The organism is Leifsonia xyli subsp. cynodontis DSM 46306 (assembly GCF_000470775.1).
In the GTDB taxonomy this organism is placed as follows: Bacteria; Actinomycetota; Actinomycetes; order Actinomycetales; family Microbacteriaceae; genus Leifsonia; species Leifsonia cynodontis.
The window spans coordinates 1,042,913-1,069,076 of sequence record NC_022438.1; the positions used below are offsets into that span (position 1 = coordinate 1,042,913).

Sequence of the window (26,164 nt, forward strand, 5' to 3'; positions counted from 1 at the left end):
TCGGCTGGGTGGGGGCATGTTCGGCTGGGTGGGGGTGTGCCGGGGACGGGGGAAAAGAAGAGGCTGGGGCTCAGGAGATCTGGCGGCCGAGGGAGCCGACGACCGTGTCGAGGGGGGCGCCCGAGCCATCGCGGCGTGCGCCGCTCTCGGGGAGGGCTCGGACGGCTCCGTCGGAGGCGACCGCGAGGGCGGGGGCGGGGCCGGTCCAGGCGAGCGCGAGCTCGGTCTCGCCCTTGAGGAAGCGCTGCGAGCGGACGCCTCCGGTGGCGCGGCCCTTGGCCGGGAACTCGGCGAAGTCGCTGACCTTGCCGCTGCCGGGGTCGGAGCCGGGGAGGGTCTGGTCGCTGACGGCGACGGTGACGACGACGGCTGTGTCTTTCTCCGTCGCGCTGATTGCGCCGAAGAAGATGACGCGGGCGCCGGGCGCGAGAGCGATACCGGCCATGCCGCCGGCGGCGCGGCCCTGTGGCCGGACCGAGGCCGCCGGGAAGCGGAGGAGCTGGCTGTCGCTCGCGACGAAGACGAGCTCGTCGGTGTCCTCGGTGTGTACGGCGCCGACGACTTCGTCGCCAGCCTTCAGGCCGATGATCTCGAATTCGGGTTTGCTGGCCCAGTCGCCCGGCGCGACGCGCTTCACGACGCCTTGACGGGTGCCGAGCGCGATCGGGTTTGGGGAGTCGAGGGAGACGAGGGCGAGAACGCGTTCCTTTTTGTCCGCGAGCGCCAGGTAGTCGTCCACTCTCACCCCGGCGCCGAGCTGAATGGAGTTCGGCGGGGCGGCCGGCAGGTCGACGGGGGAGAAGCGCAGGAGCCGTCCCCGGTTCGTGACCGCTCCGATCTCGCTGCGGTTGGTGGTGTCCAGGCGGGAGAGGACGGCGTCGTGCTTGCTGCGGCGCACCGGAGGCTGGATGCGGTCGAGTCCGGCGTCTTGCTCCGCTCCGGCGTCCACCCGCAGGATGCGCCCGGTGGTCGAGAGGAACACCCGGCAGGGCACGTCCGCGACCTCCAGCTGTGCCGTCGCCGCTTTGCCGCGCGACGCGCTCGCGATCGACGGCTTCGCCTCGGTGAGCAGTGTGCGGCGCGGTGTCCCGAACGTCGCGGCGACCTGCTCCAGCTCGTCCGAGACGAGCGCGTTGATGAGGGTGCGGCTGGCGAGCAGGGCTTCCAGCTCCGCGATCTCGGCCCGGAGCTGGTCGCGTTCGGCTTCCAGCTCGATGCGGGAGAACCGGGTGAGGCGGCGCAGGCGCAGTTCGAGGATGTAGTCGGCCTGCAGTGTGCTGAGGTCGAAAACCTGCATGAGGCGGCTGCGGGCCTGATCGGTGTCGTCCGAGGTGCGGATCACCTGGATGACCTCGTCGATGTCCAGGATGGCGACGAGGAGGCCTTCGACCAGGTGCAGGCGCTCTTTCCGCCGGGCGAGGCGGAACTCCGAACGGCGGGTGACCACGCGGATGCGGTGGCCGAGATACACGCTGAGGAGCTCCCGCAGGCCGAGCGTCTGCGGCCCGCCCTCGACGAGGGCGACACTGTTGATCGAGAAGCCCTCCTCCAGCGGGGTGTGCCGGTAGAGCTGTTCCAGCACCGCTTCCGGGCTGAAGCCGGTCTTGACGCCAATGATGAGGCGCAGTCCGTGTTTGCGGTCGGAGAGGTCGGTGACGTCCGAGATGCCGTTCAGCTTCTTGGCATTGACGCCGTCTTTGATCTTCTCGATCACGCGCTCCGGGCCGACCCCATAGGGCAGCTCGGTCACGACGAGGCCGTTCTTGCGGGCGGTGATCGGCTCGACGCCGACTTTGGCCCGCATCCGGAAGCTGCCCCGTCCCGTCGCGTAGGCGTCGCGGACGCCGGAGAGGCCGGCGATGGTGCCGCCGCTCGGGAGGTCGGGGCCGGGGATGTAGGCCATCAGGTCGTCCAGCGTCGCGTCCGGGTTGTTGAGCAGGTGCCGGGCGGCTCCAACGACTTCCACGAGGTTGTGCGGTGCCATGTTGGTGGCCATTCCGACCGCGATCCCGCTGGCGCCGTTGACGAGGAGGTTCGGGAAGGCCGCGGGCAGCACATCCGGCTGCATGAGTTGGTTGTCGTAGTTGGGGACGAAATCGACCACGTCTTCGTCCAGGTCCCCGGTCAGCGCGAGGGCGGCGGCGGCGAGGCGGGCTTCGGTGTAGCGCGCGGCGGCGGGACCGTCGTCCAGCGAGCCGAAGTTGCCGTGGCCGTCGACCAGGGGGACGCGGAGGGTGAAGTCCTGCGCCATCCTCACCAGCGCGTCGTAGATCGCGCTGTCGCCGTGCGGGTGCAGTTTGCCCATGACCTCGCCGGTGACACGCGCCGACTTCACATGACCGCGGTCGGGCCGCAGACCCATCTCGGTCATCATGTACAGGATGCGGCGCTGCACGGGCTTCAGCCCGTCGCGGGCGTCCGGGAGCGCCCGCGAGTAGATCACCGAGTACGCGTACTCGAGGAACGAGCCCTGCATCTCGGTCGTGACATCGACGTCTTCGATGCGCTCGGCGGCGGGGGCCTGGTCGTCTGATGGTGTCATGCGTCGTTTCTCGCGGAGGGCGGGACCGGCCCCGTGGCGCTATGCCAGACTGGGCCGGATGCCCCCCATGCTACCGGCCGCGTTCACCACGACCGCGAGCCTCGCCACTGTTCTGCCGAGTTCCCTCGCGGCCCTGCGCGGCGAGCGGAACGCCCTCGGCCTTCCGCGGCTGGAGCATATCGTGGTGGTCCTGGTGGACGGGCTCGGCGCCGCGGCGCTCCGGGCCCGGTCCGGCCACGCCCGCACCCTCGCCGCCGGTCTCGGCAAGGCGACCACCATCGACTCCGGTTTCCCGACGACGACGGCGGCCGCGCTCACGACGCTGACGACGGGGACGACGCCGGGGGAGCACGGGATGGTCGGCTACCGCGTCCGCGACGGCGCGGGCCGGCTGACCAACCAGCTGCACGGCTGGGACGACCGGATGGACCCGGCGGTCTGGCAGCGTTCGCGCACGGTCTTCGAGCGTGCGGCCGGCGAGGGGATCGGCGGATGGGCGATCGGGCTCCCCGGCTACGCCGCGTCGGGTTTCACCGCGGCCGTCCTGCGCGGCGCCGCGTTCGTCGGCGGCCGGACGATGGCCGACCGGTTCGAGGCGGCCTCCGCCATCCTGGACCGCCCGGGGCCGGGCCTGACCTATCTCTATGTCGCCGAACTCGATCAGGTCGCGCACGCGCGCGGCTGGGAGTCACCGGAGTGGACAGCGCAGCTGGAGACGCTGGACTCGCTCGTGAGCGCCTTCGCGCGGCGGCTCGGGCCGGGACAGGGGATGCTGCTGACGGCCGATCATGGCATCGTCGACGTCCCCGTGAGCGGGCATGTGCTCTACGACACCGCGCCCGAGCTGCTCGCGGGTGTCGCCCAGGTGGCGGGGGAGCCGCGGATGCTGCACCTTTACCTCGCGCCCGGCGCCGACCCTGCCGCCGTCGCCGCGCGCTGGCGCGAGGCCGAAGCCGGCCGCTCGTGGGTCGCCACGCGCGCCGAGGCGATCGAGGCCGGCTGGTTCGGACCGGTCGTGCATCCCGAGGTGGAGCTGCGGATCGGGGAGGTTCTGGTCGCCGCCCGCAAAAGGATCGCGTATTACGACTCCCGCGACTCCGCGAGGACGGGCCGCAGCATGATCGGCCAGCACGGCTCGCTCACCGCTGAGGAGACCCGGGTGCCGCTGCTGCGCTTCGGAGCGGCGGGGTAGGAGTCCGGCGCGGCTCAGGCCAGGTCGTCGTCTGTCCGCGCGCCGAAGACGATCTCGTCCCAGCTCGGCATCGCGGCGCGCCCCTTCTTCCGTCCGACCGGCCCGGTCTGCGACTCGGGCGTCTCCGCGGTCTCGGCTGACGGACGATCCCCTGTGCCGTCCGTCAGCGCGACGGTCTCCTCCGCGATGCGGAGCGGGGCCGGGCCGAGGATCGGATCGTCCAGGAGCGATGGCTGCGGCTCGGGCGGGTCGTCGTAGCTGGCTCCCTCGCGCTCGCCGCGGCGACGGCGGAGGGCTTCCAGGAGGTCCGCCGTCTGGTGGAGGTCGCGCGGAGCCTCGTCGGCGCGTTTGATGGCCGAGACGGCGATCGCGTTGCTGGCGCGCCCGGTGTGCGGGGCGTCGAGCGCCTCGGTGGGCGTGACGACCTCCGGGCTCAGGGGGTCGACGCCGGACGCGGGGAACGCGAAGGCCCCGCTGTCGAAGCGGGAGGTGTCCGGTTCGCCCTCGTCCGGGAGCACGGCGCGCAGACGGGGGATGAGCGCCCCGGTGCGCAGCTCGCCGGCCTGGGACAGCGTGGTCGCCTCGGAGTTCAGCGGAGCGAGAGAGTGCTTCCGGGCGTCGTAGGTCCAGCGGGCGTCGTGGTCGATCTGGTCCGCGGTGAACTCGAGCTTCACGATCCAGCCCGTCTCGGAGTCCTTCCAGCCTGCCCAGCGTTCGCCCACGACCCCGAGGGCGGCCAGGCGCTCGCGGATGACGGAGCCGAAGGTGTCCTGGTCGCCGAGCGGGTCCACCTCCGCCGAGGTGCGGACGGGGACGCTGAGGGCGTTCGCCACGATGTGCTCGCGCTCGGCGACGATGGGCCCCTCGAAGCGCTGCACGTAGTCGAGCGGCGCACCGGTGACGGCGGCGACCTCCTCCGCGGACAGTCCCGCGCGGATGTGCGCCTGCACTTCGCGGGGGGAGAGTTTCGGCGATTCCGCAGACGTCCGCTGGCGCACCTGGCGGATCTTGGATTGCAGGGTGTCGTCGACGGTGATGCGGAACCGCTCACCGTCGTCGCCGACGGCGACGATCGCACCGTTCTCGACCCCGATGACCTTCAAATCCTGCATGTGGATGCCTTCCGAGCTCGCATTCTTACCCGGCCAGAATGCCACGAGAACGGGGGCTACCGGGGGAATACCCCGGGCGTGCCGGAAGTTGTCCACCGAGCAATCGCTGACAGCTTCCTGGGTGGTTTTGCTATTCCTTGCTGATTGATGCAAACTATCGCCGCCGATTGCGAGAATCGGCCGTTACAGACGAGAAGTGGATGGGCATGGCAACGGATTACGACGCACCGCGGAAGACCGAGGACGACTCTGAGTCGATCGAGGCTCTCAAGGAGCGAGTTCCGGACAAGATGTCCGGAGTCGTCGACGTCGAGGACGCGGACAACCCGGGCGGATACGAACTCCCCGGTGCGGACCTGTCGGATCTCGACCTGGACGTCGTAGTTCTGCCTCCTCAGGCCGACGAGTTCACCTGCGTGAGCTGCTTCCTGGTGAAACACCGTTCGCAGATCGATCACGAAACCAAGCTCGGGCCGATGTGCGTGGAGTGCGCCGCCTGAGCGGCCGCACGACTAGGGCTCCTGGCGGGCCTCTTCGAGAACCTGGACCAGCCGGTCCGGGTTTCTTGTCGAGAGGAGCCAGTAGGGCGTCGGGTCGTCCGCGTCCAGCAGCGGCACCTTCACGACCGGCTTGATCCACCCGCGGATGAGCAGCCAGGCTCGCGCGTCGAGCCGCCGCCCGCGCTCCAGCGTCGCCTGCTCGCCGGCGAACGCTTCGGGGGCGCCGGCGAATTCCAGTGGAAGGCGGGCGCGCCCAGCGACCAGCTCGGTCTCCGTGACCCGGATAGTCGGGGCGGAAAGCAGCAGCGCGGCGACGATGGCCGCGTAGAAGGCGAGGGCGAGCACGACGCCGATGGTGAGGTCGATCGGGGCGAAGACGAGCATCACCGCGGGGACGACCAGCAGGGTGGAGACGAAGAGCCAGGGGGTCGCCCAGAGCCGTTCTCGATACAGGTCCATAACGTCTATTCGATCAGACTTCTGCACTACCCTCGACACCGTGACCGATACCGTCGACATTCCGATCATCGCGGAGCGCCTCCCCGTCTACGCCCACCCCGGCGACGCCGGCGCCGACCTGTGCGCCGCGGAGGCGGTCACGCTGGAGCCCGGCGAACGGCACACCGTGGCGACAGGGGTCGCGATCGCCCTGCCGGAAGGCTACGCCGCGTTCGTCGTCCCGCGAAGCGGGCTGGCCATGCGGCACGGCCTCACGATCGTCAACGCGCCGGGAACGGTGGACGCGGGATACCGCGGCGAGATCAGGGTGACCGTTCTGAACACCGACAGGTCGATGCCGTACGATATCGCCGTCGGAGACCGGATCGCCCAGCTGATCGTCATGCCGGTCACCCGAGCCGTCTTCGTCCCCGTCGACACTCTGCCGGACAGCCATCGCGGCACAGCCGGCTTCGGCTCGTCCGGCTACACCGTGACCCAGGCAGGAGAACACGCTTGACCGACAGCAGCGACACCCCCGGCGAGCCGGCGACGCCCGACGAAGCGGAGAAGTCCGCCCCCGCGGACCGCGCGACCGAGGGGCCGCTCGATGAGAGCGAAGCCAATCCGGTCCGCCCCTATGTCGACCTGGGCGGGGTGAAGATCCTGCCGCGGGAGGGTTTGCACCTCCGGTTGGAGGTCGAAGAGGAATCGCAGCGCGTCGTCGCGGTCGGCCTCGACTACGCGAACTCGACGTTGCAAGTGCAGCCGTTCGCGGCACCCCGTTCGACCGGTCTGTGGCATGAGATCCGGGAGCAGATCACCGATCAGGTGCAGCGCCAGGGCGGTCGCGTGAGCGAGCGTCAGGGCGTGTTCGGGCCGGAGATCGTCGCGGAGATCCCCGTCGCCGCCCCGCAGGGCGCCCGGGGAGAGACCCGGGTCGCGCGCTTCGTCGGCGTGGACGGGCCCCGCTGGTTCCTCCGCGGCGTGATCGCGGGCGACGCGGCCGTGAAACCGGAGGCGGCCGCGCTCGTCGAAGACCTCTTCCGCAGTATCGTCGTCGTCCGCGGCGCGACGCCGATGCCTCCCCGCGATCTGATCCCGCTGCGCATGCCGGCGGCGCCCACCGGCCCCGCGGACAACGGCTACACCACCCTCTGAAGGCCGCCATGACCGAGCATCAGGACGCCCAGCCGGAGAAGGACGCCGACACGCCTGAGGCCGCCGACCCGGCCGTCGTGAGCCTCGGCGAGTCCCTCGCGCGCGCCGCCCGGAAGTCGGGGCTCGGCGAGCTGGCGGACGCCCAGACGCCGACCGGGACCGCGCTGCTGGCCGCGCTGGGCGGGGTGCGCGGACTGCTCGAGACGGTCCTGCCGGGGCTGGTGTTCCTCGTCCTGTTCACCTTCACCGCCAGCGTCCCGCTCTCGATCGGCTTCTCGGTCGCCGTCGCGGTGGCGTTCACGATCGTCCGGATCGCCGGCAAGACGCCGGTGACACAGGCGATGGCCGGGTTGATCGGCGTCGGGGTGTCCGCCGTCCTGGCGCTCATCACCGGTCGCGGCGAGGACAACTTCATCCTCGGGATCTGGACGAACGCGGCGTACGCCGCCGCTCTGCTGATCTCCATCGTCGTGCGCTGGCCGCTGATCGGGCTCGCCGCGGGCTACCTGATGGGCGACGGGCTCGCCTGGCGGTCGGTCAAGAGCAGATTCCGGGTGATGCAGGCGCTCACGTTCCTCTGGTTCCTGCTGTTCGCGGCGCGGCTGCTCGTGCAGGTGCCCCTGTACCTGGCGCACACGGACGCGGCGACGAGCGCTCTGGGGCTCGCGAAGCTGCTGATGGGAGTCCCGCTCTACGCGCCTTTGCTGCTCGTGACCTGGTTCGTGGTGAAGGGGCAATTCCCGCGCGAAGCGGCCCGTCCGGCGTAACGGCCGCCGCAGGGCGTCGAAGAGAGAAGAAAAGGGCGTCGAAGAGAGAAGAAAGAGGAGGCCGCGAGGGATGCTCGACGCACGGATCAGGGACGGACTGACGGCCGCTCAGGCCGCCGAGCGGCACGCGGACGGCCGGGCCAACTCCCAGCACCAGCCGACCTCGCGTTCGCTCGCCGACATCCTGGGCGAGAACGTCTTCACGCTCTTCAACGGCATCCTGACCGTCTGCTTCGTCGCGGTGGTGCTGCTCGGCGACCTCCGCGACGGCTTCTTCTACGGCGTCGTGGTCGTGAACGCGCTCATCGGCATCGTGCAGGAGGTACGGGCGAAGGTCGTCCTCGACCGGGCGGCGCTGCTCGCCGCTCCCCTGAGCCGGGTGCGCCGCGACGGCGATGTGAGGTCTGTCCCGCTGGAGGAGGTCGTGCTGGACGATCTGCTCGTGCTGCGGCCCGGCGACCAGGTCCCGGCCGACGCGGTGGTCGCCGAGAGCACCGGGCTCTCGCTGGACGAGTCGATGCTCACCGGTGAGTCCGACCCTGTCTTCAAGGACGCCGGCGCCCAGCTGCTGTCGGGCTCGCATGTGACGACCGGCACCGGCTACGCGATCGTCACGGCGGTCGGCGCCGACTCGTACGCGAGCCGGCTGACCAGCCAGATCCGGCGACACTCGCTCGTCCACTCCGAGCTCCGGCACGCGACCAATCGCATCCTGGTCGCCCTCTCCTGGATACTCGGCCCGGTCATCCTGATCACACTCGTCGGGCGGGTGCTCGCGTACGGCGGCTGGTTACGGCTGTTCCTGGACGAGCGCTGGCGGCGGGCGCTGCTGGACGCGGTGGCCGCGGTCGTCGGAATGATCCCGGAGGGGCTCGTGCTGCTCACGAGCCTGGCTTTCGGGGTCGCGGCGATCCAGCTCGCGGCGAGCAAGGTCCTGGTCCAGGAGCTCGCCACCGTGGAGGTGCTGGCGCGCGTCGACGTGTTGTGCCTGGACAAGACCGGGACACTGACGAGCGGCGAGCTGGTGCTGGAAGGCACCGAGCCGCTGGAGGGGAGCGTGCCCGGAGAGCTGGCGGAGGTGGCGCTCGCCGCCTTCGGCGCGGACGACACCGGGAACGCGACCTCCGGCATCCTGGCCACGCGCTTCGTCAGCGACCGCTTCCGGGTGGAGCGCCGCATCCCGTTCAGTTCCGCGACCAGGTACTCCGGGCTCCAGATGCGCGTCGGCGACGATCACAGCTCGTGGGTGCTCGGAGCGCCCGAGTGCGTGCTGGCCGCTCACGAGGCCGAGCTGGCGCGCGCGACCGCGATCGCGGCGACCGGACGGCGCACCCTCGCTCTCGCGCGGGTCGCCGTCGAACTGCCGCACGGAGCACACCCTGCGCTGACAGGCGTCCCCGTCGAACCGGCGCTGCTGGTCGTCCTCGGCGAGACGCTCCGGCCGGAGGTGGCGGAGACGCTCGGCTACTTCGGCAAACAGGATGTCCGGGTCGTCGTCCTCTCCGGTGACAACCCTGTGACCGTCGCCGCCATCGCGGGGGCGCTCGGCCTCGAGGGCGAGGCGGTGGATGCCACGACGCTGACCGACGACGCCGCGCTCGCCGAGGCGCTCGGCCGCGCCGACATCTTCGGGCGGGTGAGCCCCGAGCAGAAGCGAACGGCCGTCGGCATCTTGAAGGAGCAGGGCCGCACGGTCGCGATGACCGGCGACGGCGTCAACGACGCGATGGCGATCAAGGACGCGAGCCTCGGGATCGCGATGGGCACAGCGACCGCAGCGACCAAGGCGGTCTCCCGCCTGGTCCTGCTCGACAACCGGTTCGACCGGCTGCCGAGCGTGCTCGCCTCCGGGCGGCGGGTGATCGCCAATGTGGAGCGGGTGTCCAACATCTTCCTGGCCAAGACCGTGTACGGCATCCTCCTGGCGCTCGTCAGCGCGGCGGTGCTGTGGCCGTTCCCCTTCCTCCCGCGGCAGCTGACGCTGGTGTCCTCGCTCGCCATCGGCATCCCCTCGTTCTTCCTCGCGCTGGCGCCGAACAAGCGGATCTACACGCCCGGCGTGCTGCCGCGCATCGTGAAGTACTCGATCCCGACCGGGCTGATCGCCGGGCTGACCGCCGTGGTCGCGTACGCGCCGCTCTACCGGACGCTGCCGCTGTCGGAGGCGCGGAGCGTCGCGACGGTGGCGCTGTTCTGCGTCTCGCTGTGGATACTGTGCGTCTTGACGCGCCCGCTCTCCGCCTGGCGCTGGGGGCTGCTCGGGGGTGTGGCCGGGGCTTTCGTCCTGGTGTGCGTCCTCCCGTTCGCCTCGGCGTTCTTCGAGATGCACCTGGCCTGGGATGTCCCGCTCGCCTGGGGGATCGCGGTCGGGGCCGTCGGGGCGGCCGGCATCGAGCTGTTCTACCGGTTCGCTCGGTGGCGCGGGCTCGTCTTCGATCGTCTCTGAACATGGTAGATTTATCTTGACATCAAGATATTTTCGTCGCTGAGGACTTAGGCTTGCCTTGTTGGAACAGCCTCCGACGGACGACCAAGATGGACGAGGCGTGCGACGTTTTCGCCTGCCGAAGAAGGAGAGGGCAACGTGTCAGCTGTCAATAGCTTTGGTGCCAAGAGCACCCTGAGCGTCGGCGACAAGGACTATACGATCTTCGCGATCGATACTGTCGACGGCTACAAGAGACTCCCGTTCAGCCTCAAGGTGCTGCTGGAGAACCTCCTCCGCACCGAGGACGGCGCGAACATCACCGCGGACCACATCCGCGCGCTGGGCTCGTGGGACCCGGGCGCCGAGCCGGACACCGAGATCCAGTTCACGCCCGCCCGCGTCATCATGCAGGACTTCACCGGCGTGCCCTGCATCGTCGACCTTGCCACGATGCGCGAGGCCGTCTCCGCCCTCGGCGGCGACCCGCAGAGGATCAACCCGCTGGCACCGGCCGAGATGGTCATCGACCACTCCGTCATCGCCGATCTGTTCGGCCAGCCGGATGCGCTCGAGCGCAACACCGACATCGAGTACGAGCGCAACGGCGAGCGCTACCAGTTCCTCCGCTGGGGGCAGACCGCGTTCGACGACTTCAAGGTCGTCCCACCGGGAACCGGCATCGTCCACCAGGTCAACATCGAGTATCTGGCGCGCGTCACGATGACGCGCGAGGTGGGGGGCGAGCTGCTCGCCTACCCGGACACCTGCGTCGGCACCGACTCGCACACGACGATGGTCAACGGCCTCGGTGTGCTCGGCTGGGGGGTCGGCGGCATCGAGGCCGAGGCAGCCATGCTGGGCCAGCCGGTCTCCATGCTCATTCCGAAGGTCGTCGGCTTCAAGCTGACCGGCGCCATCCCGACCGGTGTGACGGCGACGGACGTCGTGCTCACCATCACGCAGATGCTGCGGAAGCACGGCGTGGTGGGCAAATTCGTGGAGTTCTACGGGGCGGGCGTCGCGCAGGTGCCGCTCGCGAACCGGGCCACGATCGGCAACATGAGCCCCGAGTTCGGCTCCACCGCCGCGATGTTCCCGATCGACGAGGTGACCCTCGACTACCTGCGCCTCACCGGCCGCAGCGAGGAGCAGGTGGCACTGGTCGAGGAGTACTCGAAGGCGCAGAGCCTCTGGCACGACCCGGCCAGCGAGCCGGTCTTCTCCGAATACCTGGAGCTCGACCTCGCCACGGTGGTGCCCTCGATCGCCGGCCCGAAACGCCCGCAGGACCGCATCGAGCTGAGCGCGGCAAAGAGCCAGTTCGAGAAGGACCTCACCAACTACGCGGACATCTCGCACGACCTGGTCGATCTGACCATCTCGGAGTCCTTCCCGGCCTCCGACCCGGGCGAGCTTCAGCCAGAGGACGCCCGCAGCGTCCACCAGCACTCGCACCACAGCCACGCGCCCCAGGCGGCGTCGAACCCCACACCGGTGACGCTGGAGAACGGCACGGACTTCGTGCTCGACCACGGCGCGGTCGCGATCGCGGCGATCACCTCCTGCACCAACACCTCGAACCCGTCGGTCATGCTGGCCGCGGGCCTGCTCGCCCGCAACGCGGCGAAGAAGGGCCTCAAGGCCAAGCCGTGGGTCAAGACCACACTGGCCCCCGGGTCCAAGGTCGTCACCGACTATTACGAGAAGGCGGGCCTCACCGCGGACCTGGAAACCCTCGGCTTCTACACGGTCGGCTACGGCTGCACCACCTGCATCGGCAACTCTGGCCCGCTGCTCGACGAGATCTCGCAGGCGGTCAACGACAGCGACCTCGCCGTCACGGCCGTGCTCTCGGGCAACCGCAACTTCGAGGGCCGCATCAACCCGGACGTGAAGATGAACTACCTGGCGAGCCCGCCGCTGGTCATCGCCTACGCGCTCGCCGGGTCGATGAACTTCGACTTCGAGGTCGACCCGCTGGGAACCGACCAGGACGGCAACGAGGTGTTCCTGGGGGACATCTGGCCGGACGCCGCCGAAGTGCAGCAGACGATCGACTCCTCGATCAACGAGGGGATGTTCGTCCACCAGTACGCCTCGGTGTTCGAGGGCGACGAGCGCTGGAAGTCGCTCGCGACCCCGACCGGCTCGGTGTTCGAGTGGGACGAGAAGTCCACCTACGTGCGCAAGCCCCCGTACTTCGAGGGCATGACTCTGGAGACGACTCCCGTCACCGACATCACCGGAGCCCGCGTGCTCGCCCGCCTCGGCGACTCGGTGACGACCGACCACATCTCGCCCGCGGGGTCCATCAAGGCGGACAGCCCGGCCGGTCAGTACCTGACCGAGCACGGCATCGACCGCAAGGACTTCAACTCCTACGGCTCGCGTCGCGGCAACCACGAGGTGATGATCCGCGGCACATTCGCGAACATCCGCCTGAAGAACCAGCTTCTGGACGGGGTGGAGGGCGGCTACACCCGCGACTTCACGCAGGCGGGGGCGCCGCAGGCGTTCATCTACGATGCGTCGCAGAACTACCAGGCGGCCGGGACCCCGCTCGTCGTCCTGGGCGGCAAGGAGTACGGCTCCGGCTCCTCGCGTGACTGGGCGGCTAAGGGCACCAGCCTCCTCGGCGTCCGCGCGGTCATCACCGAGAGCTTCGAGCGCATCCACCGCTCGAACCTGATCGGCATGGGCGTCGTCCCGCTGCAGTTCCCGGCCGGCGAGAACGCCGACTCGCTGGGGCTCGACGGCACCGAGTCGTTCGCGATCACCGGGCTGACCGAGCTCAACGAGGGCCGCACGCCGAAGACTGTGCGTGTCGTCGCCGAGCCCACCGTGTACTCGCCCGCGGGCAAGCAGCCGGTCGCCTTCGACGCGGTGGTGCGGATCGACACCCCGGGTGAGGCGGACTACTACCGCAACGGCGGTATCCTGCAGTACGTGCTGCGGAGCCTCGTGTAGCCGAAGAATCGTCACGGGAGGCACGGAATCGACCGGTTCCGTGCCTCCTTACGATTCTTGCCGTCCTACACTCATTTCATGAGCATCCTCGAATCCGTCCACGGGCCGCGCGACCTCGACCGGCTCACGGAGCGGGAGCTCGATCAGCTCGCCGCGGAGGTGCGGGCGTTCCTCGTCTCCAATGTCGCGAAGACCGGTGGGCACCTGGGGCCGAACCTCGGCGTCGTGGAGGCGACCATCGCCATCCACCGCGTCTTCGACTCCCCGCGGGACGCGATCGTGTTCGACACCGGGCACCAGTCCTATGTCCACAAGCTGCTCACCGGGCGGCAGGACTTCTCGCGGCTGCGCCAGAAGGGCGGCCTCGCCGGCTACCCGCAGCGCTCGGAGTCCGAGCATGACATCGTGGAGAGCTCGCACGCCTCGTCGTCGCTCAGCTGGGCGGACGGCATCTCGCGCGCTTTCGAGATGACCGGGCAGGACGACCGGCACGTCGTCGCGGTCGTCGGCGACGGCGCGCTGACCGGCGGGATGACGTGGGAGGCGCTCAACAACATCTCCGACGACAACAACCGCCGCCTCATCATCGTCGTCAACGACAATGGGCGCTCGTACGCGCCCACGATCGGCGGGATGGCGCGCTTCCTCAATACGGTTCGCACGCGCCGCAGCTACCGCAGCCTCTATCTCACGAGCCGGAAGGCGTTCGAGAAGCTGGGCCGACCCGGGCAGTCCTTCTACCGCGGCATCCGCGGCGGCCTGCACGGCTTCCTCAGCCGCTTCTCCGACAACGAGGCGCTCTACTCGAACCTCGACATCAAGTACATCGGCCCGGTCCACGGGCACGACATCGGGGCGATGGAGGAGGCGCTGCGCCAGGCGAAGAACTACGGCGCTCCGGTCATCGTCCACGCGATCACGCAGAAGGGCCGCGGCTACGAGCCTGCGCTCCGGGACATCGCCGACCAGTTCCACGCTGTCGGCCAGATCGACCCCGAGACCGGCGACCCGATCGGCAGCCCGTCCAAGCCGAGCTGGACGGGTGTGTTCGCCGAGGAGATCGTCGCGCTCGCGGAGAAGAACCCGAAGCTCGTGGGGATCACCGCCGCGATGCTCCGGCCGACCGGTCTGCACCGGTTCGCCGAGCGCTTCCCGGACCGTGTGTACGATGTGGGAATCGCCGAGCAGCACGCGGTCACCAGCGCGGCGGGCCTCGCTTTCGGCGGGCTGCATCCTGTCGTGGCGATCTACGCCACCTTCATGAACCGGGCGTTCGACCAGGTGCTGATGGATGTCGCCCTGCACAAGGCGGGCGTCACGTTCGTGCTCGACCGTGCGGGCGTCACCGGACCGGACGGCCCGAGCCATCACGGCATCTGGGACCTCGCCATCTTGCAGGTCGTCCCGGGCATCCGGCTGGCGGCCCCGCGCGATGCCAGCCGTTTCCGCGAGGACCTCGCCGAAGCGGTGGCGGTGGACGACGCGCCGACCGTTCTCCGCTTCCCGAAGGGGAGCGTCCCCGCCGACATCGCGGCTGTCCGCCGATTGGACGATGGTGTCGATGTGCTGCACGAGAGCGACCAGAAGGATGTGCTGCTCGTGACGGTCGGCCCGATGGCCGGCCTCGGCCTCAGAGTGGCCGAAGCGCTCGCGGCGCAGGGGATCGGCACGACCGTCGTGGACCCGCGCTGGGTGGTCCCGGTGCCCCGGAGCATCCTCGACCTGGCGGCCGGGCACCGCATCGTGGTGACGATGGAGGACGGCATCCGGGTGGGCGGCGTCGGCACCCGCGTGCGCCAGGATCTGCGCGAGGCGGGCATCGACACCGCCGTGGACGAGCTGGGCCTGCCGGACGAGTTCATCGACCACGCGACGCGCGACGAGATCCTCGACGAGGCCGGGCTCACCCCGCAGAAGATCGCGCGCGACCTGGTGGCGCAGGTGCTCGGCAGCCGGGTTCCGATCGCGAGGCCGCTGCCGGTGGAGGAACTCACTGAGCCGAGCGCCGAGCGCAAGAAGCGGCGCGCCTAGCCTCATTGACCGAGACCGGGAAAGAGCGCCTCGCACTCAGAGCGCGCCCCGGACGCGGAAGCCGACCAGGCGCTCCGGCTTCGCGCCGATCTGCTCCACCGTCAGCGAGGAGGCGTTGATTGCCACAACGGCCTCGTCGGACACTTACTGTTCGACCTCCGCGAAGACGCTCTGCTTGACCGCCAGCTCCTCGAACACAGCCTCGATCACCCAGTCGCAGTCGGCGAAGTCGGACTTCTCCGTCGTGCCGATGACCAGGGTGCGCAGACGGTTGGCCTCATCGGGGGAGATAGTGATCCAGTTCCGGGATGCGGGAACTACGTAACAGAGAGAAGGGAACCACCTCAGTCTGGGTACTTTAAATACTAAACGCACTCATAATCTAATGAAAGATTTCAGAGCGCATACTGTGGTACGCGAGCTTATGTTATTTTCATTTGAGTTGAGCTCAGTTTCATCTTGGCCATAACAAAGTTGTGTTGGTGGTCTCAGGTTGATCAAAGAGTTAGGAATACGAATGTCAAAGAAGACATTGGGAATCTCAGTGGTGATCGCTACCGCGACTTTGCTTTCGCCTCTTGTGGTTGCGACTTCCGCTGAAGCGGCCGAAAAGTCGTTGGGCAACATTAACGTGCGCCGGCCAAATCGGACAGTTCCCAGAGATTCATACACTGTCTACGTCCAAAGGTGACACTGTGCATTCGATCTATGGTGCGTGGCAGCGCGTCCAGGCGTGGCCGGTCACCAGCACCATTACTGCTGGCTACTCAAGCTCGTACTCGTCCTGGGACGTCCATCACTGGCTGTACTACAAGAACGGATCCGGCGGTCGTGTCACGGGTTCCTTGGGAGTCTCCTCGGCTGGCATGCAGTGCCGGTAACGCTCTCTTAACTGCGGCGGCCCGCTTTTATCATGCTGGCTGCCGCAGCAGCAGCGATACTGTTTACCGGTTGCGCGGAGGAGTCACGCACTTCCAGCATGACTAGCGAAGTTCGGAAGAAGTATCCGACGCCCCTGGACCTCGCGAAAGCTCGCGCGGACTGTCTCAATGACAAAGGGTGGAACGTGACTGTCGATGACGATGCACAGATCCACGCATCGTACCCTTCAGCGAAGGATGCCGGGTACCAGAAGGATAGCCATGCCTGCTTGCTCAAACTGGGGATTGACCCGGACGCGCCTACGCCAGACTCTGTCGTCTCGGCCATGTATCCCTTGTACGAGAAGGGGGCTGCGTGTCTGATCGCTCACGGTTGGCCGATTTCTGAGGCACCATCGCTTCAAGTTTTCAAGGACACCTACGAGACAAACCCTTGGTTCCCGTGGGGCGAGGTCCCCACTGGGTCCTTGGCGGACGCGCTGAAGCTCTGCCCACAACCTAAGCCGACATATTAGCGTCATCATGAAAGAGAGACAGGCAGGCATCTTTGCCTGGCGGCTGGTGCTTGTATACGTCCTTTGCGGTACCGTCGTAGGGGCGGGAACGTTTTGGGCCTGTGCCGAACTTTTCGGTCCCGGTAAGATCGATCCGGTTGTCCCGCAGTATCTATACGCGCGAGCCATCCAGTCGTTCGTTGAAGATCAGGTTCCAGTGAACGTGTCAGCCTCCTGGGCCGTGAGCGCACAGGCACCCAATCAGGCGAAGGGTATTGTAACCGGGATACTCCCCGGAGCTGCTGGACGTGTCGAGGTGGGTGCCATCCTCTACACGGTCAACCTTCGTCCGGTAGTTGCTGCTGTAGAGGAGGTTCCATCCTTTCGTTCGCTGTCTGAGGGTATAAAAGGCCCGGACGTTCGCCAGCTTCAAAGTATGCTTGCAACACTTGACTTCTTCGATGGGAAATCTGATGGAAACTTCGGCCCCCAGACGACAGCAGCGGTGAAGAAGTGGCAGGCATTCCAGGGTGTCGATATGGACGGTGTCGTCGCGGTGGGCGACATCGTGTACTTCCAGACCCTTCCCGTCGGCGTCGAACTAGACCCGGAACAGATCCAGGTCGGGCGAGCGCTTGCCGGCGGTGAACCAGGCATCAAAGTGACAGTTTCACCACCCACGTTTGTGATCAGCCTAACCGCCGACCAAGCCAAAGAGATCGACGTGGGCACCCCCGTTTCTGTGCCCCAGAGTACCGCGACGTGGCAAGGGACCGTCTCCCAGCTAGTAGTTCAATCAGATCAGAGTGTCAACGCGGTACTCGAAGGCGTCGGGGGTGAGCCGTTCTGCGGGCAGGAATGCGACACGGTCCCCGCCGCCGGACAGCCTTCTCTGCCGGGAATCGCGACACTCACGCCAAGAACAGCAGGGATCGTTGTTCCAACCGCTGCCGTACAGACCCGCAGCAACGGCTTGACCGTCGTTGTCGACCGGCAGGGCACTAAGCGGGCGGTCACCGTTGCGGTGTCTGCTGGCGGAAAATCCGTCATCCGTGGAGTCCCAGAAGGCACCGAAGTTCGCGTAGGGGGGCCGGTGATTAGCGTGCATGATCTGAGCTATGCGTATAAGCGCGCTGGAACACCAATAATCGAGAACCTGACCGTCGATTTCCCGCGAGGAACGATCACCGCCTTGACCGGCCCGTCCGGCAAAGGCAAGTCCACGCTCCTTTACATCCTTGGTCTGATGCTCGTTCCTAACGCGGGGGATGTCGTTGTCAACGGCACACACACGCGGCGACTCGATGACAACAGCCGCTCCAAGCTTCGGGCAGAGTATTTCGGGTTCGTGTTTCAGGACGCGGTACTCGACCCAATACGAACTGTAGCCGACAACATCCTGGAGCCCACTCTGTACAACGGCCGCTCGCGTGCTTCCATGGCGGACCGCAACGCTAATGGACCAGTTCGGGGTGGCGTTGCGTAGCCGCGCAAAACCTTCGCAGGTGTCGGGAGGCCAGGCGCAGCAGTATCGCACTGTGCCGGGCGCTCTTGTCCGAACCATCCGTGATTCTGGCAGACGAACCGACAGGAAACCTCGACGACGCCTCCGCACAACTCGTCATCGGTGAAATGAACAGACAAGCCCGCAGCGACCGTGTCGTCATCATCGCCACCCACGACCCCCGCGTCATCGAACGCTGCGACCGAACCGTCGAACTGTAGGCGCTCATGCGTTTAGGTCTGTTGCATGAAGCCATTGAGGAGTTCCCTCGCGCGCTGGGTACCATCCTTCCTGGCAACAGTCCTGGTCGCTGTCGCCGTATCGATCGTCATTGCTACGGCAGGGAGCGCAGCAGGCTTCAGCGAAAGAGTACTTGCAAGCTTGGACAGCGCAGGGACCAGGGCCGTCGTCCTCACCGCTCCTCCGTCCGCGAAGCTCAACTCCAACATCATAGACCAACTCGCTGCGATGGATGGGGTCAGCTGGGTTGGTGGGTTCGGGCCCGCCAAAGATGTGCAAGAGCGTAGCTTTGCTGGAGGCAAGCGAGTGGCGATGCGTGATCTCTGGTCATTTGACCAGAGATCCCTCGGAGTTGATGATGCTCACCAGTTAGCAGCCGCCCGTGCGTCTAACGCAGCTGCCCGAAGTCTCGGTCTGATAGACGGGGTCGGCGTTGTCGTAGACAAGGACGGGGTACCGACGACGATCGGTGGGACGGTCAGACTTCCCACATTTCTCAGCGAGCTGGAACCGGTTGTGCTCGTGCCAAGCGAGTCGTCGTCGGGCACAGTTACACTTATCGTCGCTATCGCCTCGCGCCCATCACAGGTCCAAGCGCTCACCCACCTGGTCGTTAGCCTTGTACCTGCCGGGGCATTTGATCGAGTGCAAGTGAAAACGTCGACCGAGCTTGCTAATCTGCGCGCCGTAGTTCAGACTCGCCTGGGAAGCTCAGGAAGGGAAATCGTCGCGATCAGCCTCATACTCTCAGGTGCCCTTGTGACCGCGGTTCTTACAGGGTTGGTGTTCATGCGCCGCAGAGACTTCGGACGTCGGCGCGCACTGGGTGCCAGTCGACGATGGATCATCCATTTGGTGGTCTGCCAAACGCTACTGCAAACCGTTCTTGGGGTCTTCGTCGGGACCGTGGTCGCCACAGCGGGACTCGGGATGACGGGCTCCCCCACACCACCGCTCTCTTTCCTGCTCGCAAATGCATTGCTGTTCGTTATAGGTGCAGGCCTGGGCTCACTGTTCCCGGCCCTGTACGCGGCGACCCGTGACCCGGCGAAAGAACTGCGAGTCCCCTGACGAACGGACTTCACGATCTGCGGCTCGAACGAGCCATCCCAGACCCAGGTCAACTCTCTGTTCCCTCGCTTGCTTCAGTAACTGCTCTGCAAGCTTGCTGCTCATCAATGAACTCTCCCGTCACAGGATCGATCATCGCGGTCGTGTCCATCACAGCCTTTTCCTTTCGGTCAGACCAACCCAGAAACACCGAAAAACAAACAGTACCCGTACGGGGACCTCGTCATTGAGCGGTCGTCTCCGTCGCGGACGGCAGGCGCATCGGGGCGGGAGGTTCGGGACAGCCCGGCGGCGAGCTCTCCCTGTGCTCTCTGCTGTGCTCCCGGTCTTCCGTGCGCTGAGGTCAGACGACGCCCGCAATGGGCGGGTGGTGGAAGGTGTCGCCGAAGACGCGCTCCGACGCGCCCGCCCGGTCCAGGTAGGGCGTGATGCCGCCCATCTGGAACGGGAAGCCGGCGCCCAGGATCATGCAGAGGTCGATGTCCTCCGGCTCCTCGACCACATGTTCGAGGAGCATCCGGCGGATCTCGTCGGCGAGCCCATCCTCGAGGCGGCGCAGGATGTCCGCTTCGCTCCACGGGCTCTTGCCGCCCGCGAGGACCTTGGCCGCACCCTTGTCGAGCCCCTTCGCCGCGCCCTTGGCGTCTTTGTCGAGGAGGACGCCGTGTTCGGCCAGGCGGTGCAGGTTCTCGCTCCGGTAGAACCGGTCGGGGAAGGCGGCGTGGTGGGTGTCGAGGACGTGCGCGCCGACTTTCAGCCCGACGAGGTCGAGCAGGGCCGAGGGCGTCATCGGCAGGCCGAGCGGTGCGAAGGCCCGGTCGACGGTCTCGAACGGCGTGCCGTCGTCCACCGCGTGCATCGCCTCGCCCAGCACCTTCGCCAGTACGCGATTGACCACGAAGCCGGGGGTGTCGGCCGTGATGACCGCGTTCTTCTTCAGCGCCGCGGCCGCGGCCATCGCGGTCGAGAGCGTCGCGTCGTCGGTGCGGGGCGTCTTCACCACCTCGATGAGCGGCATGACCGCGACCGGGGTGAAGAAGTGGAAGCCGACCAGGCGCTCGGGGCGCTTCAGCTTCGCGCCGATCTGCTCGACCGAGAGCGAGGAGGTGTTGGTCGCGAGCACAGCCTCGTCGGAGAGATACTGCTCGACCTCCGCGAAGACCTGCTGCTTGACGCCCAGCTCCTCGAACACGGCTTCGATGACCCAGTCGCAGTCCGCGAAATCGGCTTTGTCCGTCGTGCCGGTGACGAGCGCGCGCAGGCGGTTGGCCTCGTCGGGGGAGATGCGGCCCTTCTCCCGCAGTTTGCCGATCTCGTCGTGGATGGACGCCACGCCCTTGTCGACGTGTGCCTGGTCGAGGTCGGTGATCACGACCGGCACCCCCAGCCGCCGCACGAACAGCAGCGCGAACTGGCTGGCCATGTAGCCCGCCCCGATGACGCCGACCTTCGTGACCTTCTTCGCGAGCTTCCTGTCCGGCGCGCCGGCGGGGCGCTTCGCCCGCTTCTGCACCAGGGTGAACGCGTAGATGCTCGCCTGGAACTGGTCGCCCGAGATGAGCTCGGCGAGAGCGTCGTCCTCCCGCTCGAAGCCCGCCGCGCGGTCGTTCGATTTGGCGGCCTTCAGCAGGTCGAGCGCCTTGTACGGCGACGTCGGGACGGTGCCGATGCGGCTCTCCAGCATCCTGCGGGCGATGCCGATGGCGGCATCCCACTTGACCATCCGCTCGAGCTTGCCGGGGACGTTGGGCCGCTTGACCTCGATCTCGCCGGTCAGGACCTTGTCGGCCCACACCAGCGAGTCCTCCAGGAAGGTGGCCGAGCCGAAGATCGCGTCGGCGATGCCGAGGTCGAAGACCTCCTGGGGCTTCAGCATCCGGTTCTGCTTGAGCGGGTTCTCGACGATCACCTTGAGGGCGTTCTCGATGCCGATCAGGTTCGGCAGGATGGTCGCGCCGCCCCAGCCGGGGATGAGCCCGAGGAACACCTCGGGCAGTGCGAACGCCGCCGCATTGCGGTCGATGGTGCGGTAGTCGGCGTTCAGGCCGATCTCCACGCCGCCGCCGAGCGCGAGGCCGTTCGTGAACACGAACGACGGGACGCCGAAGCTCGCCTGCTTGCCGAGCACGTAGTGGCCCAGCTGGGGGAGCAACTTCGCGACCTCGGCGCTCGGGATGTCGCCGACCCGGCTGAGGTCGGCGCCCGCGGCGAGGATGAACGGCTTGCCGGTGACGGCGACAGCGTCGATCTCGCCGCGGCCGGCGCGCGCGGTCAGCGCGTCGAAGGTGTCGCCCAGCTCGAGCAGAGTGGCCGGGCCCATCGTGTTCGGGCGGGTGTGGTCCCGGCCGTTGTCGAGGGTCACCAGCGCCAGGTTCTTGCCGCTCGGCAGGCGCACATCTTTCACGAAGGAGCGGGTCACGACCTCGTCGTCCGCGAGGCCGGCGAGAGGGGAGAAGTCGATCTTGCTGTAGTCGGTCACGTCGCCCTCAGCCCTTCCGCGCCGCGCGCTTGTCGTAGTTCGGGTTCTCCCAGATGACCGTGCCGCCCTGGCCGAGGCCGACACACAGGGCGGTCAGTCCGTAGCGCACCTCCGGGTGCTCCTGGAACTGCCGGGCCAGCTGGATCATGAGACGGACGCCGCTGGCGGCCAGCGGGTGGCCGATGGCGATCGCCCCGCCCCACTCGTTGACGCGCGGGTCGTCGTCCACGATCCCGAAGTGGTCGAGGAAGGAGAGCACCTGGATGGCGAAGGCTTCGTTCAGCTCGAACAGGCCGATGTCCGAGATCGTCAGGCCGGCCTTCCGCAGCGCCTTCTCCGTGGAGGGGACCGGGCCGATGCCCATGACCTCCGGCTCGACGCCGGCGAACGCGAAGCTGACCAGGCGCATCTTCGCAGTGAGGCCGAGCTCTCTCACCGCGTCCGAGCTGGCCAGAAGGCTCGCGGTCGCACCGTCGGTGAGCGGCGAGGCGTTGCCCGCGGTCACCCGGCCGTGCGGACGGAACGGGGTCTTCAGGGTGGCGAGGCCCTCGAGCGTGGTCTCGGGGCGCATCCCCTCGTCCTGCGTGGCGAGGCCCCAGCCGGACTCCGAGCGGATGGCGACCGGGATGAGATCGGCCTGGAGTTTGCCGGCGGCGTACGCCGCGGCGGTCTTCTGCTGGCTCGCCAGCGCGTACCGGTCGGAGCGCTCCTTCGTGAGCGCGGGGAAGCGATTGTGGAGGCGCTCGGCGGTCATGCCCATGTTGAGCGCGTCCTCGGCGACCATCCGCTCGGAGAGGAAGCGCGGGTTCGGATCGGCCCCGAAGCCCATAGGGTGCCGGCCCATGTGCTCCACGCCGCCCGCGATCACGAGGTCGTAGGCGCCGAAGGCGATCCCGGAGCCGAGCGCGGTCACGCTCGTCATCGCCCCCGCGCACATCCGGTCGATCGCGAAGCCCGGGACGGACGCGGGCAGACCGGCCAGCAGCGCCGCCGTGCGGCCGAGCGTGAGGCCCTGGTCGCCCTGCTGGGTGGTCGCGGCGATGGCGACCTCGTCGATCCGGTCTTTGGGCACCTTCGGATTCCGCGCGAGCAGCCCGATCATCGCCTTCACGACGAGATCGTCGGCGCGGGTGTTCCAGTACTGCCCTTTTTCGCCTGCCCGCCCGAACGGAGTCCGGACTCCGTCGACGAACACGACATCGCTTCTCTCGGCCACAGTGCCTCCCCAATCAGGTCGCCCTCGATCCTAGACAGTGCCGCGGAACCGGAAGAATCGTTTGACCCTTCTCTACGAAAGGGTCTCCGGGCCCTCGCGCTCGTGTTGGGCGGATTCCACAAACGTGCGTGCGATCATCGGCGAGGTCGCCGCGATCTGCCAGGGACGGGCGCCGTGGGAGGCGAGGGCGGCGGCGATCGACTCGGACGTCACCGGCACGGGCGGCGCCCAGGCGACGCGCCGTAGCGTGTCCGGCGTCAGCAGGTTCTCGAGCGGGAGGGAGCGCTCCTCGGCGAGCGTGGCGAGTTCGGCCCGTGCGCCCTTCAGGCGGGCGTCGGCCTCCGGGTTCCGGTCGGCCCAGGCGCGCGGCGGCGGCAGGCTGTCGCCCCCGGTGCGGAGCGTGGGCAGATCGTCGGTCGCGCGCCCGGCCTCCACCGCGGCCCACCAGCGGTCCAGCTCCGTGCGGCTGGCGCGGCCGGTGAACTCGCGGAGGGCCGCGAGCGCCCGCTTGTTTTCGGGCAGCGCCTTCGCCACAGCGGTGAGCGACGCGTCCGGCACCAGACGTCCGGGCGCGATGTCCAGCTGGCGGGCCAGAGCGTCCCGGCTCAGCCAGAGCTCGCGGGCGGCGGCGAGGTTGCGGAGGCCGCGGATCGAGTGGATGCCGGAGAGCCGCCGCCACGGTTCGCTGCGCACCGTCGTCAGCTCGCGGGTCAGCTCGTCCGCGAACTCCTGCCGGGCGATCTCGGTCTTGTCTGCCGCGTCCAGAAGAACGGCCACCGCGTCGCGGAGGTCGGGCAGCAGCTCGACGTCGAGGGCCGCGTATTCGAGCCACGGTCCGGGCAGCGGGCGGGTGGACCAGTCGGCCGCGCTGTGCTCCTTGGTGAGGTGGATGCCGAGCAGCTCTTCGACGACGGTCCCGAGCCCGACCCGCGGCATCCCGAGCAGGCGCGCGGCCAGCTCGGTGTCGAAGATCGTGACCGGGTCGAGTCCGACCTCCCGCAGGCAGGTCAGGTCTTGTGTGGCGGCGTGCAGCACCCATTCGTCTCCGGCGATGGCCGCGTTCAGCTCGTCGAACCGGCCGATGGCCGGGGGATCGAACAGGAAGGTGCCCGACCCGCGGCGGAAGACCTGGATGAGGTAGGCGCGCTGGGAGTAACGGAAGCCGCTGGCGCGTTCCGCGTCCACGGCGACCGGCCCGTCCCCGGCGGCGATGGCCTCGACCGTGGACAGGTAGCCGGCACGGGTGTCGATGACGGAGTGCTCAGCCACGCGGGGTCCTCCGGGTGCTCAGCAGGCTGACGCCCTCTCCGGTCGGCGGGAGCCCGGCGAGCATGCAGAGCAGCTCCCCCCAGCCCTCGACGTGCGCGGCGACGCCGGTCTCCTGCGGGCTCCACGACGCGCGGAGCTCGATCTGCGCGCCGTCGCCCTGTTTCGCGAGCTCTCCGAAGCCGGTCGAGATGATCTTGGTCGCGGTTCCGCTCGCCGCGGTGTAGCGGGCGTGCCGGGCGTCCAGTGCGTCCACCAGCCACGACCAGGCGACATCGGCGAGGAAGGGGTCCAGACCGATGTCTGTCTCCAGCGGCGCTTGCGCGAAGCAGACGACGCGGAAGGGCCCGCCCCAGGCTTCGGGCTCGTCCGGGTCGTAGAGGAGGATGAACCGCCCGGTGCCGAGATCCGAGTCGTCGCCGTGCCGTGCCGGTCGCACGTCCGCGGCCAGCGCGACCGCGAACGGGGCCAGCTGCGCCGGCGCCGGGATCTCGCCGATCGCGAGCTCTGCGCGGACCTCGGCGGCGCGGACCGAGTCCAGCGCGGCAGCGAACGCCGCGGGCATTCGCGGGGCAGAGGGTGGAGTCGACACGCTACGAACACTAGAAGCCTTTGCCGGCGCGGAGGCGTAAGGCACGCCGCCTGGGGATGTCCTGAGGGCGCGGCCTGAAACGCGCGGCTACGCTTGCCGCATGAGCAGCGAGCGTCGCGGGGGAGTCGGACGGGCGATCGGTTGGACGGCCGCGGCGGCGAGCGGACTCGCTCTCCTCACGGCGGCGGGGGCAGCGCTCCTGGTGGCGCGCGTCGCGCTCACCGTGATCACGCCGGTGCGGCGGCGCCCGCAGCGCGAGACCGTCCGCGCCGTGGACGAGCCCGCCGGCACACTGACCCTGAGCGCGACGCCGGACGGGTCGATGCCGGGACGGTTCGGCCTGTGGTTCGGGGACGGGTCCGGCTACGCCAAGGTGGGCGGTATCCTGGTCGCGGAGGAGGGCCGTGTCGTCCGGGAGATCGAGCGCGTCGAGTTCGGCGAGCTGAAGCCGGGCCGCGCCCGGATTAGCGGCTACTACTATCTTGAGCCGGAGGAGCTGGGGCTGCCCGTCGCGAGCGTCGCCATCGAGACGGAGCTCGGCGAAGCGCCCGCCTGGCTTTTCCCCGCCCCGGGGAGCGACGGCGACGCACACGGCGATGGACGCTGGGTCATCCAGGTTCACGGCTGGGGCGCCAGCCGCCAGGAGGGTCTACGCGCCGTCCCGGTCTTCCACGCCGCCGGCTACACGAGCCTGCTGGCCTCTTACCGCAACGACGGCGACGCTCCCGAGAGCGCCGACCGCCGCTACGGGCTGGGCGGGACCGAGTGGCGGGACATCGAGGCCGCGATCCGGTACGCGGCGGACCACGGGGCACGCTCCATCGTTCTGATGGGCTGGTCGATGGGCGGCGCGGTCGTGCTGCAGACGGCCACCCGCTCCGCTGAGCTCGGTCTCGTCAGCGGGCTCATCCTGGAGTCGCCCGTGGTCGACTGGGTCGACACGCTGGAGTTCCAGGCCGCCCTGCTCCGCCTGCCGGACGCGATCACGCAGGGAGCCCTCCGCCTCATCGAGTCCGCCTGGGCCGGGCCGGTCACCGGGCTCGGCGCCCCGATCGACCTGAAAAGCATGGATTTCGTGGCCCGTGCGGCGGACCTGACCCTGCCCACCCTCATCCTGCACAGCAGCGACGACGGATTCGTGCCGGCCACGGCCTCCCGCGCCCTCGCCCGCGGCGACATCGTGACCTTCGTGCCGTTCCACACGGCGCTCCACACCAAACTGTGGAACTACGACGAAGAGAAGTGGACCGGCGCGATCCGGGTGTGGCTGGCGGAGCGCTGAG

Annotated in this window: 18 protein-coding genes and 1 pseudogene; 11 read left to right on the forward strand and 8 right to left on the reverse strand. The window is 68.3% G+C overall.

Features of this window, described 5'->3' with window-relative positions; genetic code table 11:
* Nucleotides 1-70: 70 nt before the first annotated feature.
* Nucleotides 71-2,542: a DNA gyrase/topoisomerase IV subunit A gene (locus tag O159_RS04955; protein ID WP_021754650.1), complete on the reverse strand. Its 2,472-nt coding sequence runs from the start codon at nt 2,540-2,542 to the stop codon at nt 71-73.
* 58 nt (nt 2,543-2,600) lie between these two features.
* Between O159_RS04955 and O159_RS04960 the strand changes: the two genes are divergently transcribed.
* Nucleotides 2,601-3,734 carry an alkaline phosphatase family protein gene (locus tag O159_RS04960; RefSeq protein ID WP_407929756.1) on the forward strand — a complete coding sequence of 378 codons (1,134 nt, stop codon included), beginning with the start codon at nt 2,601-2,603 and terminating at the stop codon, nt 3,732-3,734.
* 14 nt (nt 3,735-3,748) lie between these two features.
* On the opposite strand, the gene sepH is transcribed toward O159_RS04960, so the two are convergent.
* Nucleotides 3,749-4,846, reverse strand: coding sequence for a septation protein SepH (gene sepH / locus O159_RS04965; protein WP_021754652.1), 1,098 nt, complete (start codon nt 4,844-4,846; stop codon nt 3,749-3,751).
* A 206-nt stretch (nt 4,847-5,052) separates the two neighbouring features.
* On the opposite strand from sepH, the gene O159_RS04970 reads away from it, so the two are divergent.
* Nucleotides 5,053-5,346: a DUF4193 domain-containing protein gene (locus O159_RS04970; RefSeq protein ID WP_043994038.1), complete on the forward strand. Its 294-nt coding sequence runs from the start codon at nt 5,053-5,055 to the stop codon at nt 5,344-5,346.
* Nucleotides 5,347-5,358: 12 nt separating this feature from the next.
* Here the strand turns inward: O159_RS04970 and O159_RS04975 are convergent, their stop codons facing one another.
* On the reverse strand, nt 5,359-5,805 hold the full coding sequence (locus O159_RS04975) for a DUF3093 domain-containing protein (RefSeq protein WP_021754654.1): 447 nt from the start codon (nt 5,803-5,805) through the stop codon (nt 5,359-5,361).
* A 40-nt stretch (nt 5,806-5,845) separates the two neighbouring features.
* Between O159_RS04975 and dut the strand changes: the two genes are divergently transcribed.
* The 6 genes from dut to dxs all read left to right on the forward strand — a co-directional run bounded on the left by dut (nt 5,846) and on the right by dxs (nt 15,138).
* The gene (gene dut, locus O159_RS04980; protein WP_021754655.1) at nt 5,846-6,304 is read left to right on the forward strand and encodes a dUTP diphosphatase; all 459 of its coding nucleotides are present in this window, start codon (nt 5,846-5,848) and stop codon (nt 6,302-6,304) included.
* Complete coding sequence (locus O159_RS04985) at nt 6,301-6,945, forward strand: DUF3710 domain-containing protein (RefSeq protein WP_021754656.1); 645 nt, start codon at nt 6,301-6,303, stop codon at nt 6,943-6,945. Before dut ends, O159_RS04985 begins: the two co-directional genes overlap by 4 nt.
* 8 nt (nt 6,946-6,953) lie before the next feature.
* The gene (locus O159_RS04990; RefSeq protein ID WP_021754657.1) at nt 6,954-7,712 is read left to right on the forward strand and encodes a DUF3159 domain-containing protein; all 759 of its coding nucleotides are present in this window, start codon (nt 6,954-6,956) and stop codon (nt 7,710-7,712) included.
* 70 nt (nt 7,713-7,782) lie between these two features.
* Entirely contained in the window at nt 7,783-10,158 is a 2,376-nt protein-coding gene (locus tag O159_RS04995; RefSeq protein WP_021754658.1) for a cation-translocating P-type ATPase, read from the forward strand.
* A 138-nt stretch (nt 10,159-10,296) separates the two neighbouring features.
* Entirely contained in the window at nt 10,297-13,107 is a 2,811-nt protein-coding gene (gene acnA / locus O159_RS05000; RefSeq protein ID WP_021754659.1) for an aconitate hydratase AcnA, read from the forward strand.
* A gap of 78 nt (nt 13,108-13,185) precedes the next feature.
* Complete coding sequence (dxs, locus tag O159_RS05005) at nt 13,186-15,138, forward strand: 1-deoxy-D-xylulose-5-phosphate synthase (protein ID WP_021754660.1); 1,953 nt, start codon at nt 13,186-13,188, stop codon at nt 15,136-15,138.
* Nucleotides 15,139-15,195: 57 nt separating this feature from the next.
* Here the strand turns inward: dxs and O159_RS05010 are convergent.
* Nucleotides 15,196-15,429 (reverse strand): annotated as a pseudogene (locus O159_RS05010) (3-hydroxyacyl-CoA dehydrogenase NAD-binding domain-containing protein); the annotation flags it as partial.
* A gap of 1,112 nt (nt 15,430-16,541) precedes the next feature.
* Here O159_RS05010 and O159_RS15640 point away from each other — a divergent pair.
* Entirely contained in the window at nt 16,542-17,999 is a 1,458-nt protein-coding gene (locus O159_RS15640) for a peptidoglycan-binding protein (protein WP_236609548.1), read from the forward strand.
* A 264-nt stretch (nt 18,000-18,263) separates the two neighbouring features.
* A complete protein-coding gene (locus O159_RS14450; RefSeq protein ID WP_144267566.1) occupies nt 18,264-19,328 on the forward strand; it encodes an FtsX-like permease family protein in 1,065 nt (354 codons plus the stop codon).
* 343 nt (nt 19,329-19,671) lie between these two features.
* On the opposite strand, the gene O159_RS05030 is transcribed toward O159_RS14450, so the two are convergent.
* From O159_RS05030 to O159_RS05045, 4 genes are all read right to left on the reverse strand, one after another.
* Entirely contained in the window at nt 19,672-21,807 is a 2,136-nt protein-coding gene (locus O159_RS05030) for a 3-hydroxyacyl-CoA dehydrogenase NAD-binding domain-containing protein (RefSeq protein WP_021754664.1), read from the reverse strand.
* 7 nt (nt 21,808-21,814) lie between these two features.
* Nucleotides 21,815-23,023: a thiolase family protein gene (locus tag O159_RS05035; protein WP_021754665.1), complete on the reverse strand. Its 1,209-nt coding sequence runs from the start codon at nt 23,021-23,023 to the stop codon at nt 21,815-21,817.
* Between the two features lie 72 nt (nt 23,024-23,095).
* Complete coding sequence (locus O159_RS05040; protein ID WP_021754666.1) at nt 23,096-24,292, reverse strand: HRDC domain-containing protein; 1,197 nt, start codon at nt 24,290-24,292, stop codon at nt 23,096-23,098.
* Entirely contained in the window at nt 24,285-24,854 is a 570-nt protein-coding gene (locus tag O159_RS05045) for a DUF3000 domain-containing protein (protein ID WP_021754667.1), read from the reverse strand. Before O159_RS05045 ends, O159_RS05040 begins: the two co-directional genes overlap by 8 nt.
* A 127-nt stretch (nt 24,855-24,981) precedes the next feature.
* Here O159_RS05045 and O159_RS05050 point away from each other — a divergent pair, with 127 nt between their 5' ends.
* A complete protein-coding gene (locus O159_RS05050) occupies nt 24,982-26,163 on the forward strand; it encodes an alpha/beta hydrolase family protein (RefSeq protein ID WP_021754668.1) in 1,182 nt (393 codons plus the stop codon).
* The last annotated feature ends 1 nt before the right edge of the window (nt 26,164 follow it).

Bases quoted from the DNA above. Each gene is read 5' to 3' on its own strand.
- O159_RS04955 (WP_021754650.1), bottom strand. From the start codon at position 2,542: ATGACACCATCAGACGACCAGGCCCCCGCCGCCGAGCGCATCGAAGAC.
- O159_RS04960 (WP_407929756.1), top strand. From the start codon at position 2,601: ATGCCCCCCATGCTACCGGCCGCGTTCACCACGACCGCGAGCCTCGCC.
- sepH (WP_021754652.1), bottom strand. From the start codon at position 4,846: ATGCAGGATTTGAAGGTCATCGGGGTCGAGAACGGTGCGATCGTCGCC.
- O159_RS04970 (WP_043994038.1), top strand. From the start codon at position 5,053: ATGGCAACGGATTACGACGCACCGCGGAAGACCGAGGACGACTCTGAG.
- O159_RS04975 (WP_021754654.1), bottom strand. From the start codon at position 5,805: ATGGACCTGTATCGAGAACGGCTCTGGGCGACCCCCTGGCTCTTCGTC.
- O159_RS04990 (WP_021754657.1), top strand. From the start codon at position 6,954: ATGACCGAGCATCAGGACGCCCAGCCGGAGAAGGACGCCGACACGCCT.
- O159_RS04995 (WP_021754658.1), top strand. From the start codon at position 7,783: ATGCTCGACGCACGGATCAGGGACGGACTGACGGCCGCTCAGGCCGCC.
- dxs (WP_021754660.1), top strand. From the start codon at position 13,186: ATGAGCATCCTCGAATCCGTCCACGGGCCGCGCGACCTCGACCGGCTC.
- O159_RS15640 (WP_236609548.1), top strand. From the start codon at position 16,542: ATGAAAGAGAGACAGGCAGGCATCTTTGCCTGGCGGCTGGTGCTTGTA.
- O159_RS14450 (WP_144267566.1), top strand. From the start codon at position 18,264: ATGAAGCCATTGAGGAGTTCCCTCGCGCGCTGGGTACCATCCTTCCTG.
- O159_RS05045 (WP_021754667.1), bottom strand. From the start codon at position 24,854: ATGCCCGCGGCGTTCGCTGCCGCGCTGGACTCGGTCCGCGCCGCCGAG.
- O159_RS05050 (WP_021754668.1), top strand. From the start codon at position 24,982: ATGAGCAGCGAGCGTCGCGGGGGAGTCGGACGGGCGATCGGTTGGACG.